The 17,609-nt window shown below is 33.0% G+C and carries 15 protein-coding genes; 4 read left to right on the top strand and 11 right to left on the bottom strand.

Annotated features, from left to right (window positions below; genetic code table 11):
* Positions 1 to 504: a hypothetical protein gene (locus IPK88_09030; GenBank protein MBK8243558.1), complete on the bottom strand. Its 504-nt coding sequence runs from the start codon at positions 502 to 504 to the stop codon at positions 1 to 3.
* A gap of 9 nt (positions 505 to 513) precedes the next feature.
* Positions 514 to 1,638 (bottom strand): dihydrolipoyllysine-residue succinyltransferase, encoded by a 1,125-nt coding sequence (sucB, locus tag IPK88_09035; protein MBK8243559.1) that lies wholly within the window; start codon positions 1,636 to 1,638, stop codon positions 514 to 516.
* Between the two features lie 143 nt (positions 1,639 to 1,781).
* On the opposite strand from sucB, the gene IPK88_09040 reads away from it, so the two are divergent.
* Positions 1,782 to 2,627, top strand: a complete 846-nt coding sequence (locus IPK88_09040) for a hypothetical protein (GenBank protein MBK8243560.1) — start codon at positions 1,782 to 1,784, stop codon at positions 2,625 to 2,627.
* 46 nt (positions 2,628 to 2,673) lie between these two features.
* On the opposite strand, the gene IPK88_09045 is transcribed toward IPK88_09040, so the two are convergent.
* From IPK88_09045 to IPK88_09085, 9 genes are all read right to left on the bottom strand, one after another.
* Positions 2,674 to 3,231: a hypothetical protein gene (locus tag IPK88_09045; GenBank protein ID MBK8243561.1), complete on the bottom strand. Its 558-nt coding sequence runs from the start codon at positions 3,229 to 3,231 to the stop codon at positions 2,674 to 2,676.
* A gap of 62 nt (positions 3,232 to 3,293) precedes the next feature.
* A complete protein-coding gene (locus IPK88_09050; GenBank protein MBK8243562.1) occupies positions 3,294 to 3,662 on the bottom strand; it encodes a DoxX family protein in 369 nt (122 codons plus the stop codon).
* Positions 3,663 to 3,832: 170 nt separating this feature from the next.
* On the bottom strand, positions 3,833 to 5,941 hold the full coding sequence (locus tag IPK88_09055) for a M3 family metallopeptidase (protein ID MBK8243563.1): 2,109 nt from the start codon (positions 5,939 to 5,941) through the stop codon (positions 3,833 to 3,835).
* A gap of 160 nt (positions 5,942 to 6,101) precedes the next feature.
* Complete coding sequence (locus IPK88_09060) at positions 6,102 to 6,560, bottom strand: DUF1569 domain-containing protein (GenBank protein ID MBK8243564.1); 459 nt, start codon at positions 6,558 to 6,560, stop codon at positions 6,102 to 6,104.
* Positions 6,561 to 6,652: 92 nt separating this feature from the next.
* Entirely contained in the window at positions 6,653 to 8,908 is a 2,256-nt protein-coding gene (locus IPK88_09065) for a peptidoglycan DD-metalloendopeptidase family protein (GenBank protein ID MBK8243565.1), read from the bottom strand.
* Between the two features lie 68 nt (positions 8,909 to 8,976).
* Positions 8,977 to 9,528 (bottom strand): ribose ABC transporter permease, encoded by a 552-nt coding sequence (locus IPK88_09070; GenBank protein ID MBK8243566.1) that lies wholly within the window; start codon positions 9,526 to 9,528, stop codon positions 8,977 to 8,979.
* A 9-nt stretch (positions 9,529 to 9,537) separates the two neighbouring features.
* A complete protein-coding gene (locus IPK88_09075; GenBank protein ID MBK8243567.1) occupies positions 9,538 to 11,712 on the bottom strand; it encodes a PD40 domain-containing protein in 2,175 nt (724 codons plus the stop codon).
* A 10-nt stretch (positions 11,713 to 11,722) separates the two neighbouring features.
* Positions 11,723 to 13,030 carry a 2-oxo acid dehydrogenase subunit E2 gene (locus IPK88_09080; protein MBK8243568.1) on the bottom strand — a complete coding sequence of 436 codons (1,308 nt, stop codon included), beginning with the start codon at positions 13,028 to 13,030 and terminating at the stop codon, positions 11,723 to 11,725.
* A 99-nt stretch (positions 13,031 to 13,129) separates the two neighbouring features.
* Positions 13,130 to 14,368, bottom strand: a complete 1,239-nt coding sequence (locus IPK88_09085) for a CinA family nicotinamide mononucleotide deamidase-related protein (GenBank protein MBK8243569.1) — start codon at positions 14,366 to 14,368, stop codon at positions 13,130 to 13,132.
* 135 nt (positions 14,369 to 14,503) lie between these two features.
* Between IPK88_09085 and IPK88_09090 the strand changes: the two genes are divergently transcribed.
* The 3 genes from IPK88_09090 to IPK88_09100 all read left to right on the top strand — a co-directional run bounded on the left by IPK88_09090 (position 14,504) and on the right by IPK88_09100 (position 17,599).
* The gene (locus IPK88_09090; GenBank protein MBK8243570.1) at positions 14,504 to 15,193 is read left to right on the top strand and encodes a DUF4956 domain-containing protein; all 690 of its coding nucleotides are present in this window, start codon (positions 14,504 to 14,506) and stop codon (positions 15,191 to 15,193) included.
* Between the two features lie 13 nt (positions 15,194 to 15,206).
* The gene (locus IPK88_09095) at positions 15,207 to 16,226 is read left to right on the top strand and encodes an HlyD family efflux transporter periplasmic adaptor subunit (protein MBK8243571.1); all 1,020 of its coding nucleotides are present in this window, start codon (positions 15,207 to 15,209) and stop codon (positions 16,224 to 16,226) included.
* A gap of 122 nt (positions 16,227 to 16,348) precedes the next feature.
* Positions 16,349 to 17,599, top strand: a complete 1,251-nt coding sequence (locus tag IPK88_09100; protein MBK8243572.1) for a hypothetical protein — start codon at positions 16,349 to 16,351, stop codon at positions 17,597 to 17,599.
* Positions 17,600 to 17,609 lie beyond the last annotated feature (10 nt).

A 17,609-nucleotide genomic window follows, 5' to 3' on the forward strand; every position in this document is an offset into this window, starting at 1 on the left:
TTAAGCTATCAGTTTTTTCGAAAAATATCTGACCAGTAATACGCCGCCTACAATAATACCGATAACCATTGGAAAAGGCATAAAGCTAATGGCATAAATATGGGTCCGTTCTAGTATCCACATCAACGTTAAGAGGGTTCCAATAATGATCATCAATCCACTTAATTTATCAAACCCGGGAACGAGATCTAAATCAACATTTTGCTTTATGATGGACAATGATACGATCATGGAAAGTATAGGTATGACTTGGATAAATAATTCAGTATCCAGAATACTTCTTCGCTCCCAAAAGAAAAAATAGATGTTCAATGTAACGGCAAAAATTCCCGGCAGACAAACCATATAGATCAATACAGCGTAGACATAATTCCAAGGACTTAAATGTCCTTCGTTTTTAGAAAAAATTCCGGCAACAAAGGCAATCAATGGAACTCCCAAAAAATACCAAAGCGTAGCCGATGGATTGCTTACTACATAATCAAAAAATTGTTGGAGCGTCATGACTATATATTATTGTTTTAACAAAATTCGAATGGGATCTTCTAGAAGTTCTTTGAGTTTTACCAAAAAAGTTACTGAAGTGCTACCATCAATGATACGATGGTCATAAGATAAAGCTAGGTACATCATGGGCCTAATCACAACTTCACCATTTAGAGCAATAGGACGATCTTTAATGGCATGCATTCCAAGAATTGCGGATTGCGGAATATTAATAATGGGAGTACTCAACAATGACCCAAAGACGCCCCCGTTTGTTATGGTAAATGTGCCACCGCTCATTTCCTGAATAGATAATTTTCCATTCTTTGCTTTTTCAGCTAATTCCTTGAGAGCTAACTCAAATTCATGAAGCTTTATGCTTTCAATATTTCTAATGGGTGGAACTACAAGACCTGTGGGCGTTGAGATAGCAACAGAAATATCAACATAATCATGGTATACCAAATCGTCTCCATCAATATAAGCATTCACAGAAGGCATTTCTAATAATACTTGAGCGCATGCCTTGGCAAAAAGGGACATAAATCCTAATTTAATTCCATATTTTTCTAAAAACCATTCATTGTGTTTCGTACGTAAGGAAATTAGAGCAGACATATCCACCTCATTAAATGTGGTGAGCATTGCAGTCTGATTTTTTGCGTCCACCAAATGCTTGGCAATGGTCCTTCTCATTCTGGACATTTTTTCACGCCTTACGGATGGATTTGATGCGATGATTTCGCCTTGTTGTTCTATGGTAAAATGTGGTGGAATATTTGGGTTGGAAGGACTTGCTTCTGATGGAATTTCTATATCTTTTTGAATTTCTGGTGCAGGCGAGTTTTGTAGGATATGAGTAATTTGTGGTTGAGTTTCTTTGGGATTAGGAGCTACATTTGACTTAACTGTATCTAATGTATCAATCTGGGCTACTATCGCTCCTACAGTCAGATCATCCCCTTCCTTAGCCATTTGAATAAGCTTGCCAGCTACTTCTGCTGGAAGTTCGAAAGTTGCTTTATCGGATTCAAATTCGCATAATAACTCATCCAATTTAACCATCGAACCATTTTCCTTAAGCCACTTAGAAAGACTTACTTCAGTTACAGATTCCCCAATGGACGGAACCTTTATATCAATTATTGCCATAGTTTTATATTACTTCACAAAGATATCACTATGTCAATGGATATCGAACTTAATTCCAACTATTCTAATTATCAAAATCTTAATTATTGGGGAATGGGCCAATTCAGTTTATTTTTTAGTGAAATGTTTTAGATTTGCAATTCGTGGAGACATTGAATACAAATAAGAAATATCATTCTAAATTACTTTTGGTTGGTGAATATGCACTTTTAGTGGGTGGAGATGCCTTAAGTATTTGTTATGACACTTTTTATGGTGTGTGGCAATATGGAGTCCATGAATATCCCAGTTTGCATCCTTTATTGCATTATATTCGGAATCATGAAACTTTAAGTAAGATTATATTGCACTCTCAATTTGAAAATGAATTGTCTAAAGGATTGTTTTTCAAAAGTAATATTCCGGAAGGCTATGGATTAGGAAGTAGTGGGGCGTTGTGTGCAGCAGTTTTAGATCAATTTTCAAAAGCTCATTTTAAAGAATTAAATGAAATCAAATCGATTCTTGGAATGATGGAATCTTTTTTTCATGGACAGAGTTCCGGTTTAGATCCTTTAGTTTCTTATATGGATAAAACCTTATGGGTCAAGCACACTGGCTACGTTGAATTGATTCCTAATCATATTCAATTGAATGCAAAGAAATATTCTATTTCATTATATGATTCCGGCCAAAGACGTCATACAGAACAATTGGTAAATTTGTTTAAGGAAAAAATAAATTCAACTTTATTCCGTGAACTTTACCAACAAGAAATTATTCAAGTGAATCATCATTTAATTGATGCCTTATTAAATCAGCATGAAGATTTAGTCATTCAAAATTGGAAACAATTGAGTATAAATAGTCTTAAGATTTACGATGCATTTATTCCAATACATGTAAAAAAATATTGGCAACAAGGATTGGATATTAATGATTATTATCTTAAACTTTGTGGAGCTGGTGGTGGAGGTTATTTTTTAAGTTTGAAAACTAATCAGAGATAAGCTATGATTTACAATAAATAAATCAAGTTAAAAATATTCCTGTTTATTATTTAAGAAATAATTTTCTTCCAAGCCAAACAAAAAGACATATAATAGCAACTATTAAACACATAAATATAGTTAACCATTTCAGAATAGAACATGTCGAACTCATCCACACTAGAGTTGGTAATTGTTTGGGATAATTAGAAAGTAAGGTAATGATATTAATGTTTTCTAAATAATCAAAGGCACCGGCCAATAAAGGTAGTACGTTTAATTTCCATAAATTCGATTTTGAGCTTGTAACCAAGCTGAGTAAAAAACTTAACAATAAACCGTAAAGTATCATGTAGGTCAAGGGATAAACCGAATCAATGATAGATTCAATAAGTAAATAATATTTGCGACCTTGTTCACCTATGATATCAAATATGGTATATACATCTTCGGTAGTATAGCCTGTTATTTTGAGATCCAATACTTGTATTAAGTTATTTGGATCAATGATGTTTTTACAATAGGGCATAACGAACATTCCAAAAAACATATTGATAAGGAAAGCTAACAATATGTTTTTTGGTTTGGTGATTGCATGAAAAAAATTCGAAATATGAGTTATCATTTTAAATATGTTATAACCAAATAGCCCGAAAAAAAATGAACAATAATTTCTTTACTAGCAGTTTATTTTCCAAATAACCTACTTCCCAATTCGGGAAAACGAATGTATGCTGTTATTCCAATTACGATAGCAATTACGATATTAAGTGTAATGGGTAGATTTCCTTGAAAGTGAGCCATTATTGTACCACCCATATATCCCACTAAAAGTAAAGTTCCTAATACTCCGGTTCTTGGAATCAGAAATAAAATAATGCATAATAACTCAGTTATTCCAATCCCAATTCGGTGTGTATCATTTAATCCAAATTTCTGAAAACCTTCCATAACTTCTGCAGATCCAGATAATTTACCGAAAGCACTAAAAATAAATAGTGCAGCTATAAAGCCTGATAAAACCCAACCGATAATGCTTTTTGTTTTTTTTGTCATGTTTGTTTTTTTTAATATAAGTAATAAATAATTTTAAAATTAATATGGATGTATTAATTATTCATGGAATGAGTTTCTTAAGGTATAATATTACATTTTGTCAAATCATTTTGTAATCCTAATCGATGTTTGTAAGGGTTACATTGAATGGCCTAACTTAATCAAATGTATTACTTTCCCGAATACGGAAATCCTCTATTACGCATCAAGGCTCCTATACTTGGATCTTTACCTCTAAAAGCTTTATATCCTTCTGCTTCGTCAACGGTATTCCCAACACTGAATACATGATCTCTTAATCGCTTTCCAACTTCTTTATCATAAGCTCCGCCGGCTTCTGTGAAGGCTTCATAGGCATCCGCACTCAAAACATCAGACCACAAATAACTATAGTATCCTGCGCTGTATCCATCGTCTGCAAAAATATGTGCAAATTGCGGTGTTCTGTGTCGCATAACGATTTCTTTTGGCATTCCCAAAGCTGCTAATTCCTTTTTTTCAAAAGCATCGGGGTCAATTTTTATTGCTCCTGCAAGATGCAGTTTCATATCAATTAATGCACTGGAAAGGTATTCCACTGTACTAAATCCCTTATTGAACGTAGCAGCTTTTTCAATTTTATCAACTAAATTTTTTGGAATGGCTTCACCTGTTTTATAATGCAATGCAAATTTATTTAAGATTTCTGGAGTGGATAACCAACGTTCTAAAATTTGTGATGGAAATTCTACATAATCTGTCGATACATTAGTCCCGCTTAATTTTGGATAAGTAACATTCGATGAAAGACCGTGCAATGCATGACCGAATTCATGAAAAAGAGTCCTTGCATCTTCAAAGGAAATCAATATAGGTTCACCTTCTTTACCTTTGATGAAGTTAGAATTATTAGAAACGATAGTCGTAATATCTCCATTGTTTCTACTTTGTTCACGATAAGCCGTCATCCAGGCGCCGGATCGTTTTCCTGTGCGAGCATATGGATCAAAATACCATAAGCCGATTTGTTTTCCACTTGTTTTATCGCTCACTTTCCAAACGCTTACATCCGGATGAAAAACCGGAACATCAGATAATGGTGTAAATTCAAAATTAAATAATTCTCCGGCCATCCAAAACATGCCTTCGCGCATTTTTTCAAGTTGAAGATAAGGCTTTACTTCATTTTCATCCAGATTGTATTTTGCTTTACGTACTTTCTCAGCATAATATCTGTAATCCCATGCTTCTATTTTGATTCCCTTTTTTTCCTGGTCAGCAATTTTTTGCATATCTGCTACTTCTTCCTTGACCCGTGCTACTGCTGGTTTCCAAACTTGTAATAATAAGTCGATAGCTTTCTCTGGGGTTTTAGCCATCTTATTACTGAGTCTCCAATGCGCATGAGTCGGAAATCCTAATAATGAAGCTCTTTCGGCGCGAAGTGCAAGTATTTCTGTGATTATAGAATTATTATCATGATCGCCACCATTATCGCCTCTATTAATAAACATGTGCCAGGCTTTTTCTCTCAATGACCTATCTGAACAATAGGTTAGAAACGGTTCAATGGATGATCTCGTATTGGCTACTAACCATCCAGTTTTATTTTTTGATTTTGCCATTTCGGCAGCATCATTTTTAATAGCATCCGGTAAATCTGCTACCTGTGCTTCTGTTAATTCCATGAATAGATCACCCTCATCACTCAATAAATTTTGACTGAATTTTGTATTTAATGAAGCCAATTTTTGATTGATATCTGCAACTTTTTTCTTAACAGCGGCATCTAATTGTGCACCATTATATACAAAATCAGTATAGTATTTCCATACCAATCGTTGTTGTTCTGAAGTTAATTTTTGTTTCTCAGGACTATTGTATACTACTTCTATTCTTTTAAACAGGGCTTCATTTTGATTGATTTGATCATTGAAAGCAGCAATAATGGGTTGCATTTCAGTATCAATAATTTGAAACTCAGGCGTATTCATATTAGAGCTCCAGATGTTAAATAGATTGAATACTCGTAGGTATGTTGATCCCGTAAGTTCCAAAGCTGCAATGGTGTTTTCAAATGTGGGAGTATCAGGATTAGAAGTTATTTTAAGGATCTCCATACTGTCTTCAGCCATAGCAGCTAAAAGTGCAGGTTTAAAATCTGCAATGTTAATTTTATCTAGAGGTGGAATACCATTATAGGGTCCTGTCCATGGCTCTAATAATATATTTTTTGCAGCTGTGGCACTTTGGTCTTTCATTTCAGTAGATTTATTAGAAGTGCAACTTACAAAGCACATGAGGAAAAGGCCAACAATGCTCGCCTTAACAATTTCAAGAATATTAAATTTTGCGGTCATAATATAGAATTTAGTTTTGAGTTAAAAATTCAATAAAGATAAAATCTTTTAGTAATATACAAACCAATTTATCACTTTTATATTTGTAGGTTAGAAATGGTTATACTCCAAATTGTGTTAGATGGTGATTTAAATGTTTGTAAAACATATTATTCCATTCGGTTTTGTTTAAAACACCAAATGATAGTGATTTCTTTCCTTCAAAATGTTGTTCACCCAAGATTTGAGTTTTATTGATATAAGCTATAAGCCTGTTTTTTTCTTGGTTAAAATCTTTTCTACCTTTAATAATGAAGGCAGGTGCAGTAGGGTTATTTTTAGGATATGGGTCTTCCCCGACAACTCTTTTTTTGACAAAGGCTTTTAAGATCAGCTTTAATATAAAGTTGGGTTCGGGATGAATGTTTTCATAAGCCATTTCGTAGGTAACATTACAATGAGCAAGCATTTGATCTACAGTCATCACACCCCATTGTGCTTTTGTATCCGGATTTAACAGTTCTATTCGTTGAATGATCGAATCAGAAATGGCTTTGGTAAAAATATTTGGTAAGGCCATGGTAAATTATTTTTAATAATTATTTAAGTATTTAATCCAATTTTTATTAGCAGTAATATTTTTAGTCGGCAGATTATTTTTGGAAATAAAAATTAATGGATTAGAAGGTATTTAATTTGATTTTCATGATGATTTGTATAGTATTTAATAATGTACATTCCACTGATCAAATGATTCACATCAAGGGTTTCATTTGGATTTAATTTGAATGTGGTCATTAAATTTCCGGAAATGCTGTAGATGGTTCCAACTATTTCATGATCATATAAATTTGTAATTTGTTGATTGGCAATAACCAACCGACTATCTTTTTTAGAATCAAAGTTTTGGTTTACAGGACTTATACTAAAGGATTTCTGTTCGATTATTTTACTATTTTTCATGTATACTGCAGTACAAGAATTACAAATGCCCAATTCAGGAATGGTCATATAGGTCCAGAAGTATTGGAACCAAGCATTTTTGGGTTGAATATAATCATATCTGAATTTTAGTTCCTTGTTTTGATTATACCATAAGACTGAAGATGTATCTCCAGCTTTTAATCCGTATTGTAGATTCCAATAAGTAACAATTGGGTCTTTTTGTAGCGTGTAATTTCTAATATCGTGTTTTCTAAATCTTAATGTATCCAATACATGTAGGGTAGCAATTAATCCACTTCGCCAAATCTGAAAACTAGTATCATAAGGATCTTGTTGAGCCCAAAAACTATTGACATTACCACATGATCCTTCAAAGGGATCAATCACATACAAACTATCATACCACAATTCAAAATGTAAATGAGGATCACTGGCATCTCCGCTAGAACCCACTTCACCAATGATTTGACCAGGATAAACAACATCTCCGGGTTTTACTAAAATGGAATTCTTTTTTAAATGTCCATAATAGGTATAATATTTATCTCCATGTCTCAAGGCAACATAATTACCTAAACGTTTCGATGTATCAGCTATCGTTTCACGATCAAAAAGACCATCCTTAATGCTTGTAACAATTCCCGAATCTACAGCTTGAATGTATACACTCGAATCCATCTGTTGAAATCCACTAATTACAAAATCTGTCCCCAAATGACCTAAATACGTTTTGTCTCCACAATAAGCATCTGACAAAATTGAATCGCTCCAATTCACGTAGTTGACTATAATATAATCACGTCCATATGTTCCCACGACAGGTTGAAGAAATTTATGAATCGTATGTGTTTCGAATGCACCTGGTTCAGGAAGAAATTCAATGTCGCGGAGAATCTTTTGCGCTGGATGTGCGTATTCATGTATTGGTATCCATGAATTTTGAATTCCAAAATAGCTTTTTCCTGCATTGAATGAACTTGACTTTGAAGTTAATTTGTAATTTAATTTGCTCGGATCTACAAAACCAACTGAACTTATATTTTTAGCCTTTGTGTTTCCTATATCTTGAACTTGCTGTGGTATGTTGCTCATGATTTGTCCGGCTCCTGCAAAAATATTATTGAATAAAACCAATAGATTGGTTTTGGAATCAATGTTAATAAAATTGCCAGTTGATTTTTCATTTACAAGGGTATTATGACTCAGCACTAATTGTTGTAAACCTGGATTTGAGAGGCCCTCTAAACCATATGAAATGATTCCACTGTTCTGACTATTTGTTCCTTGCACGATGATGTTTCCTAAAATAATGGCTTGACCACCATTGGGAAGATCTATTTCATAACTGCCATCACCAGCTTCGGATGACAATTGATTATATTGAATGGTAGTAGCATACGCTCTTGATTTAATAAGATGCCCAACATGACTGTCATGTGAATAATTATACTGAAACAAAAGATGTTTTACATGATTGATATACAAATTATGGGATTGACCATCTCCATAACCGTTAAAGGCAAATTCACAATATTCTATAATGATTTGACTGTTGATATTATCACCTGCCAATATTCCATTTTCATTGTTATGAAAGTAACAAGATCTCACGACAAGATGTGTAGCTTCTAGACGAATTCCTGCTCCATTTTTATCCGGAACTTTACATTCCGAAAATTCAATATTTTCTATAATTGTTGAATCTCCCTGAATAACCCAAATCGCTTTTTGTCCATACGCCTTACCTTCAGACTTCAAATGAGCTTTTCCTCCTAATCCGTTAATGTATAAGTGATGAGCTTTCCATAGACACACATCTTGTGTATAAATACCAGCATCAATGAGTACAGTGTCACCATTTTGTACGAGTCCTGAAACAGCACTTGGTTTTTTGTAAGTTCGGGTATTTCCCACATTCCAAATGGTAGCATTTAATTGATTTAAAATAAAAAAAACACTAATAGAGCATATTATTTTTTTCATCGGTTAAATTTCGATTACAAATTGATTTGGTTCGTCTTATTGTGCTGTTAAATATTTATACTTCTTAGTTATCTTTGACAAATAAAAATAAATGCGGGAGGAATATTGAGCGCTACAAATTCGATTTTAATTTTAGTGAAAATTTTTTCGTATATTTTTTTAAGAACTAATGAATAGTGTAGCTGAACAAAAATACTAGTAGATGTCATTGCTTTGCGAACTTCTTTTAAAATTCCCTGAACTTCATCTTTTGGTAATATAACAAATGGAATGGCGGAAATAATGATATCTATATTTTTAATATTTCTTAATGCTAAATGTTTTTCAATAAATAATGCAGAATCTTCTATAATTTCCATCCTGTCATCTTTTATATTGCGAAGAATCAAACAAAATGCAGGATTGACCTCAAAGACAAGTAATCTGGCATTTGGGCTCATTTTTTCTAATATATGATGTGTTATAGCACCATCACCAGCTCCAAGTTCTACGATAACTTGTGAATGAACAAAGTCAATTTGATTGACCATCATTTTACTGACAAACTTGGAGGTTCTGGATACAGAACCTATGGTCTTCATATTTTTAATTCCTTCACGGAGGAAATCTAAATTTGCCATGTTCTGTATTTAATTTTGATTATAATATTTAATGATTGAAATCAAATCAGGATATGAAATCACATAATCAATGATATTTTTTCTATCGATTTTTTTACCATTAATAAATGGGACTATGGTCAGAGATTTATTAGATGATAAATCATCAAATTGTTTTTTTGCAGATTTGAAATCGTTGAAATTACCTATATAATAATTGAATTTATTATTTACAGGATTTTTTTCTACCCAAAATTTTATATTTTTTTGTAGAAATAATGGATGATTCAATACTTGTTCTGCGTCTCCTAGAAATATGGAATAACTTAAATGCTCTCGTAAGGTTCCGAACAAATTGGGTTTAGTATAAATAAGTGATGCATTTATTTTGGGTTGTAGATAATTTATATTAACTTCAGTAGTATCGCTTAACCATACCTTAAATTCAATTCTTTTATTATATTTATTTGCTAATCCATTGTTTAATCCATTGGGATCTATTTTAGATATTGGATAATCATTTCCTACACCTATCATTTTCAACCTTCCCAGAGATATGTTTTTTGAAACAAGGTAATCAGCTACCTGGATTGATTTTTTAACAGAAAAATACAAATTAATAGCGGTTGGACTTTCTTCATAAGAATGCCCTATAATTTCAAGATTGGTTTCAGGATAGATTTGCATCATAGAAACCAATTGATTTAAAATTTTTATATTTTTTTGATCATTAATAAAATTGTCGTCATTATAATTGATGGATTCTATAACGTATTCGCGAAGGCTTGGATTGGTATTGATTGGTGATTTGGAACTCAATACATCTGTTGTTGGATTAAAGGCTTTCATTGGAAGCAAAATATTGGAAAGTACAGATCCGTATGAAGGATAGATTTGTTCTTCTAACTCTTCTTTAAAATAGGCTATAAAAATATCTCTTTTTCCTTTGCTCCCATCTTTGCGGTCTGATGTGAAAATACCATTAAGGCCATCGCTATTCAATTTAAAATGTACATCATCACTGCAACTATTAATTGGAATTCCCAAATTTTCTACTTCAAGCCATTTACCCGATTCAGCTTGATATCTGGTTTTAAATATATCATAGCCACCAATGCTTTTTAAATTGTTCGATGAGAAATATAAGGTATGCCCATCTTTAGCAATGAAAGGTGTTATTTCATTAAAAGGAGTATTTATACTTGCACCTAGATTTATCGGTTCTATCCACTTATGATTTCTATAAACACTTAGATATAAGTCATATCCTCCAAATCCGCCAATTCTATTGCTGCTAAAAATCAAAATGGAATCTTGGAATAAACTTAAGCTATGATCTCCAATTTCACCAAAAAGAGGACTTTCAAATGGAATGAACTGGATGCGTTTATTTTGATTTGAGAATGTATCGGTGAGTATTTGTCCTTCAGATTCATTCCAACTTTGTAAAAATATAATTACAGAACCATTATTTGCAAAATCAAGCAAAATATCATTTCGGCTACTATTTAATAATGTGCTCATTTCACTTTTGGTAGACCATATTCCTTGATTTTCTTCAATTTTAAAAAGGTCCGATCTGATAATTCCTTCCTGTTTGTCAATTTCACCAATGTGATTTCTTTTTCCACCTTCATTGTCTTTAGTTACTGCACTGTAATAGTATCTACCCGGATGATGAATACTAGGAAAAGCAGCATACTCATCTTCAAGAGTATTAATATTACCTCCAATGGGTTCGACTAAAGCAATGGGATCCTTTTTATTCCATTGAATTCCATTGATACATCTGGTAATTTCATTTTTTATGTTTTGACATTCCAGATCATCTTTGTCAAGCGTTTTATAATATTTTTTGTATTGAGCAATTGCAGATCTAAAATTTCGTTTTTGTTGATAACATTTTGCTAAATACCAGCTACTTTGTTTTCGATATTTCTTTGAATCAGAAAGCAATTCAAAAGCTTTTATGCATTTATCTAAATCATTGACTTCAAAGAAACAAATGCCTGATTTATATATGGACTTATTACTTTTAATTAATTTGTCCCAGGATCTATCATAATAGATTGCGGCATTTCGATATTCTTTTTTATCAAAAAAATCATTGGCCGTTTTGAGTATACTAGAAGGGGATTGTGAATTTCCGATTCGTAAAAACGCTACAAAACATAAAATAAATAACATGTAGCCTGAAAAATTCATAGCTAATCAATTAGATGGTTTGGTTGACATCAAATTGTTCCAAATAATCCCCAACTTTTCTTAAAAATTTTCCACCTAAAGATCCGTCCACAACTCGGTGATCATAAGACAGAGACAAAAACATCATATGGCGAATTCCTATTAAATCTCCTGTAGGAGTCTCTATTACTGCTGGTTTTTTCTTGATGATTCCAGTGGCAAGTATTGCAACTTGAGGTTGATTAATTATCGGGGTCCCCATGACATTACCAAAACCACCAACATTGGTTATAGTAAAAGTACCATCTTGAATTTCTTCCGGTTTTAGTTTATTCGCTCTTGCACGATCAGCAAGATCATTCACCTGATATGTTAAACCGACTAAATTTAAACGATCCGCATTTTTGATCACTGGTACAATTAAATTACCTGTAGGTAAAGCAGCAGCCATTCCAATATTTATGTTCAGTTTCTTAATGATTCTCTGACCATCTACAGATATATTTATCATTGGAAAATCCTGAATGGCTTTAGCAACAGCCTGAATAAATAGGGGGGTAAAGGTTATTTTTTGATTGTATTTTTTTAAAAACTGGTCCTTTACTTTGTCCCTCCACAACACTGCAGAGGTCATATCTACTTCAACAAATGAGGTAACATGAGGTGATACATGCTTGCTCATAACCATATGATCGGCTATTAATTTACGCATGCGATCCATTTCAATGATTTCAACATTTCCACCTTCAATCTTAACAGATTCAGTAGCTTGTGGAATGATGGTCTCTTTTTTAGAAACTTCGGGAGTACTGATTGTTGTGTTCGTATTATTTTGTTGAAGAAAATTCAAAACATCGCGTTTGGTGACACGACCGCCATGTCCTGATCCATCGAGTTGGTCAAGTTGTGCCTGAGATATTCGCTCTTCCCTTGCAATGTTTTTGACAAGCGGAGAATAGAAACGCTGTTGACTGGATTTAATTGGATTTAATTCAGTTGAAGGAACATTTTGGACTTGTATTGGCTGAGCAGGTGAACTGGTAATGGATTCAGAACTTGCTTTAATTTCGGGTGCTTTGGATTGGACATCGGCTGCAGATGATGTTTCAATATAGGCTATGACTTTACCAATTGGGACTACGTCATTTTCTTTAAATAGTATTTTAGCCAAGGTGCCTTTGGAGGGTGAAGGAATTTCACTATCTACTTTGTCGGTTGCTATTTCTAATATAGTTTCATCAAGTTCAATGGTATCACCTTCTTTTTTTAACCATTTTAAAATAGTTGCTTCCATGATGCTTTCTCCCATTTTGGGCATGATCAATTCTACCTGAGCCATAAATTGATATTTTATTGATATTTATCAGTTAAATGCTGAATAATTCCCCTAGGGGTTTATTTGTTGGGCAAAGATAATTAAAAGTAAAGTATAAGTACCTCAATCTAACAACCATTCACGAGCTAAAATTAAGGCTAGAATACTGGCAGCTTCAATATTTCGATGCCGGTCTCTGCTTAATTTTAATTTTTTGGTCTTGTATCGCAACGCATTTCCAACTGCAATCCAAACGGTTCCAACGGGTTTTTCAGGGGTTCCACCATCTGGTCCTGCAATACCGGAAACGGCTATAGTGAAATCTGCATGTAGACTTTCACAAGCTCCAACCATCATAGATATTACCGTTTCTTCACTTACAGCGCCAAATTCTACCAATCGCTCCTTCGAAACATTTAGTAAATGGGTTTTGACTTCATAAGAATAGGCAACTATACTTCCGATGAAATATTTAGAACTTCCGGGTATACTGGTTATTTTAGAGGCAATATTCCCTCCTGTACAGCTTTCAGCAGTGCCAATGGTTTTATTTTGTTTTAATAATAAATGGGCAATTTCCGCCTCAATAGTGCTATTGTTTCTGTTTAGAACTTTTGAGCCCAATGAATCTTCAGCGATCTTGGCATAAGCATCTACCTGGCTTTTTAGGGAAACCGGATCTGAATGATTCCCAGTTAATCTGACTCTAACCATCGAAATGGAAGGCAGATAAGCTATCGAAATATAAGATGGCATGTCTTCGAGAAGGGGTTCAATAATAGAAGCAATCTCAGTTTCGCCCATTCCAATGGAATTTATGGTATAGGCATACCAATGTTTATCTTGGTTTATGGTCATTAAATACGGTAACACAGAGTGTTCCATGATGTATTCCATCTCATACGGCACACCAGGCATGCTTATCCATGTTTTTCCTTTGGCTTCCATTTTTAAACCTAATGCTGTCCCTAATTGGTTATCTAATAATTCAGCATGGGCTGGAACATAACACTGGGTTTTGTGTGCGTCTGTTATCTCAATACCTCGAGGTTTTAACATTTTTTCTAAATGTAAAAGATGCTGATCACTAAATACCAAATCATTGTTAAAGTATTCAGCCATAATTTTTTTAGTAATGTCATCTTTTGTAGGACCCAGCCCGCCGGTTATAAGTATAAGGTCAGCTGATTCTTCAGCCTGGGCTAGTGCGTATTCGATTTCTTCTCTTGAATCCCCAACACACCATTTTCTATGAACACTAAGACCTAGGTTGCCTAACATGGTGGCTATTTTAGCAGAATTGCTATCAACAACTTGTCCAATTAATAATTCATCTCCTATGGTTATTATACTGATTTTCATAAAATATTAAACTCAACATAGTACAAAATGGTTGAAAAGCTACTTATCATAACGATAAATTATTGGTAAAAGACTATCTTTGGTGTCCTTATTCATAATTTTAAGGAGTTTATTTCTCTAGTGTTTTAATAGATTATGCAAGAATTTTTAGCCCTTTATAAAAATATAGAAAACCCAACACTAGAGATGGTTTTCTTTACTTTCTTATTAGCTTTTATTTTAAGCAGTATTATAGCAATAGTTTATGTAAAAACGACACCTAATTCTATTCGAACTGCAAACTTTGTCCAATCATTAATTTTAGCTTCTATCGGTTCAACCACCGTCATACAAGCCATTGGAGATAATGTTGGTGTAGGTCTTGGGATGCTCGGGGCATTGAGTATTATCAATTTTAGAACTTCTTTTAGGGATCCCAGGGATATCATATTTATGTTTGCATGTTTGGGAAATGGTATTGCATGTGGTGTATTTGGATTTTATATCGCCATATTTGGTTCTACAATTTTTTGTGTAATTGCTATATTGTTAAGTATCACGCCATATCATTTAGGGCGACAAACCATTTGGGAAATTCGGTTCAGAGGTCCAAAGCATTTAATGAATTCAGAATTGGATCAAATGATGCGCGATTATTGTTCCTTGTCACAAATTGATTCTCTCCGAAATGAAATGACAAAGGAGAATTTATTATTTCAAGAAATGGATTATAAAGTTATTTTAAAATCAGGTGTAAATCATAAAAAATTTATTGATATTTTAGAAGCATACGGTCTTACCGTGAAACGTATCAATAAACAAAATGAAGGTTTTGAAACAGAATAATGAATAGGACAGAATGAAGATAAACTGGCTTTATATTTGCTTAATTCTCGCGATTGCTACGCTCTATATGATTAAGAATAGAGTTCAAAATCAAAGCCTAAATAATTATTTCGGCACCGCAGAAGCAGAAAGTATTATTATTAAATCTGAATTAAGTGGACAATTGGTAGATATAAGACCTAAAGCAGGTCAATTGATTAAAAAAGGGGATACATTGATCCGATTAATTAAAATAGATTTTGATAAAAAAGCAACGGATCAATCCTTAGATATAAATCAGATAAAAATACAACACGACCTTTTTATTCAATCTTCTAAAAATGAAATCAACATCATAAACGCCCAGTATGATTCAAAAATTACAGAGCTGCGCAAGGACTTAGATAACTTAGATGTGAGAAATGGTGAATTAGATCAAATAAAAAAAGCATTTAATGAATCCTTAAATATCCATAATGAATCACCCAATACTTCTTATCAAACAAACCGAAAAGGAATAATAGATCAGATTCAAAAATTAGAAATTGAAAAAAATACAAGGATAGACAAACTCAATGCAGAAATTCGATCCAATCAAAGGTGGAATAGTACAAAATCAGCACTTGTGCAATCTGATCGAATTTTTCTTGATAATCAGAGAAAGCAACTCACATTATGTTCACCCATCGATGGATTTGTTGAGGATTACCAAATTCATCTTTTAGACTATATCAATGCTAACACAGAATTACTTAAAATTACACCCCAGAAACCTAACTATATTCGAGGATTTATTCCAGAGACTGTAGATGCTTCATTTGCATTAAGTGAAGGTGTCCAATTGAGTTCTGCGACAAGACCTGAAATTAAGACTAATGGTGAAATCATTTATTGCAATCCTAGGATTGTGGAACTCCCAACCAGGCTACGTAAAAATCCTGAAATCAAAGCTTGGGGAAGGGAAGTATACATCCGTATTTCGGAATCAAATGTTTTTTTTATTGGCGAAAAAATAATTATTACAGTTCCTGAATTTGTCGCAGTCAATAAATAAAATATCAGATGAAAAAATATTTTTTAACATTTGGAGAATCAGTGATGGTAAATCGTTTTACTGTTTGTTTGTTGGTTTAATCAATGGTATAATACAATGAATTCTTTAAGTCAATTGTAATCATGTCTAATTATTTAATAATATTATGTCTCTTTTTTAATTCTATATTTGTAGGAGATCCTGTAGTATTATCCTCCACCCAAATTTTATCAAAAGCTATCCAGGATCCTAAATTAAAGTCAAAACAAGATCTACAGAAATATGCTTTGCAACAAAAATATCGATTGCCATTTCTAAGTTCCACAGAATTGCGGGCCGGCACTAAAACTTTAATTTTTGATGAAAGTCGCTACAGTATGCGCTTTGGTTTTAATAGTTTTAGGGAGCGACAGGCACTTCGAAAATTTCCGAAATTGCATTCAGACGTGATTCACACCGAATATTTAAATCAGTTGAATAGTAAATTACTGGATTACAACAAACTCATTTTAGAATATTTTTCCAAGAATATAGAATTGCAATATAAGGACTCGTTGATCTATTTTTTAAAATTGAAAAATGATTTATATGGTCGCTATTTAAATCAAAACACCGAGATCAAATTGAAAGACCTTGTCAATAATGTTGAAGATATGGATAAATGGGTTGTAGATCGCAATCAGACCCAATTGTTGAAATCCAACTTATTGGAAAAGTTTAAAAGTTTAATGAATACAACAGACCCTATCGAAGTTAGTTATGAACAATTGGTAACATTGCAAACGATTGAGAAACAAATAAATTTAAATTTAAACATCACATATTCTTCAATTGTTGCCCTACAAAAATCAAGCGAATTAAATTTAACCAAACAAAATATTTTATTAGAGAAAAGAAAGGAGCGCAATTGGTTAAGTTATTTTCAAATGGAATATACAGACTCCGATAAAGCACTTGGCTTAAATGAGAATTTATCTGCGCGAGTTGGGATAAAATTACCTTTAGGTGGTTCCTCTAATAAAAAGATTCGGGAATTAGAACTTGATGCCAGATCTCTTGAAGATCAGATTTCAATTTTGGATACGATTCGTGTGTTTAGCCAAAGAGTTAATTTGAATTTTTTAAAATCAAAAATTGAAGACTATAAAAAAGCAAAAGATCAATTGAATCATTCTATTATAGACAAACTTCTGTTAAATCCAAGTGTATTGAATCAATTGACTTCGGAAGATCTAATTGATATTAGGATCAACAAATTAAAGCAGAATTATGAATTGACCACATCATATCTTGAAATAGTTGGTCTTTATATAAATTTTTTATCTATAAATGATCAATTGGTGATGGAACCACTAACTGATTATTTAACAGACCAAATGTTGCCAATCCGTTAATATGGCACTA

Origin of the sequence: Candidatus Defluviibacterium haderslevense (assembly GCA_016712225.1) — a bacterium.
Lineage (GTDB): Bacteria > Bacteroidota > Bacteroidia > Chitinophagales > Saprospiraceae > Vicinibacter > Vicinibacter haderslevensis.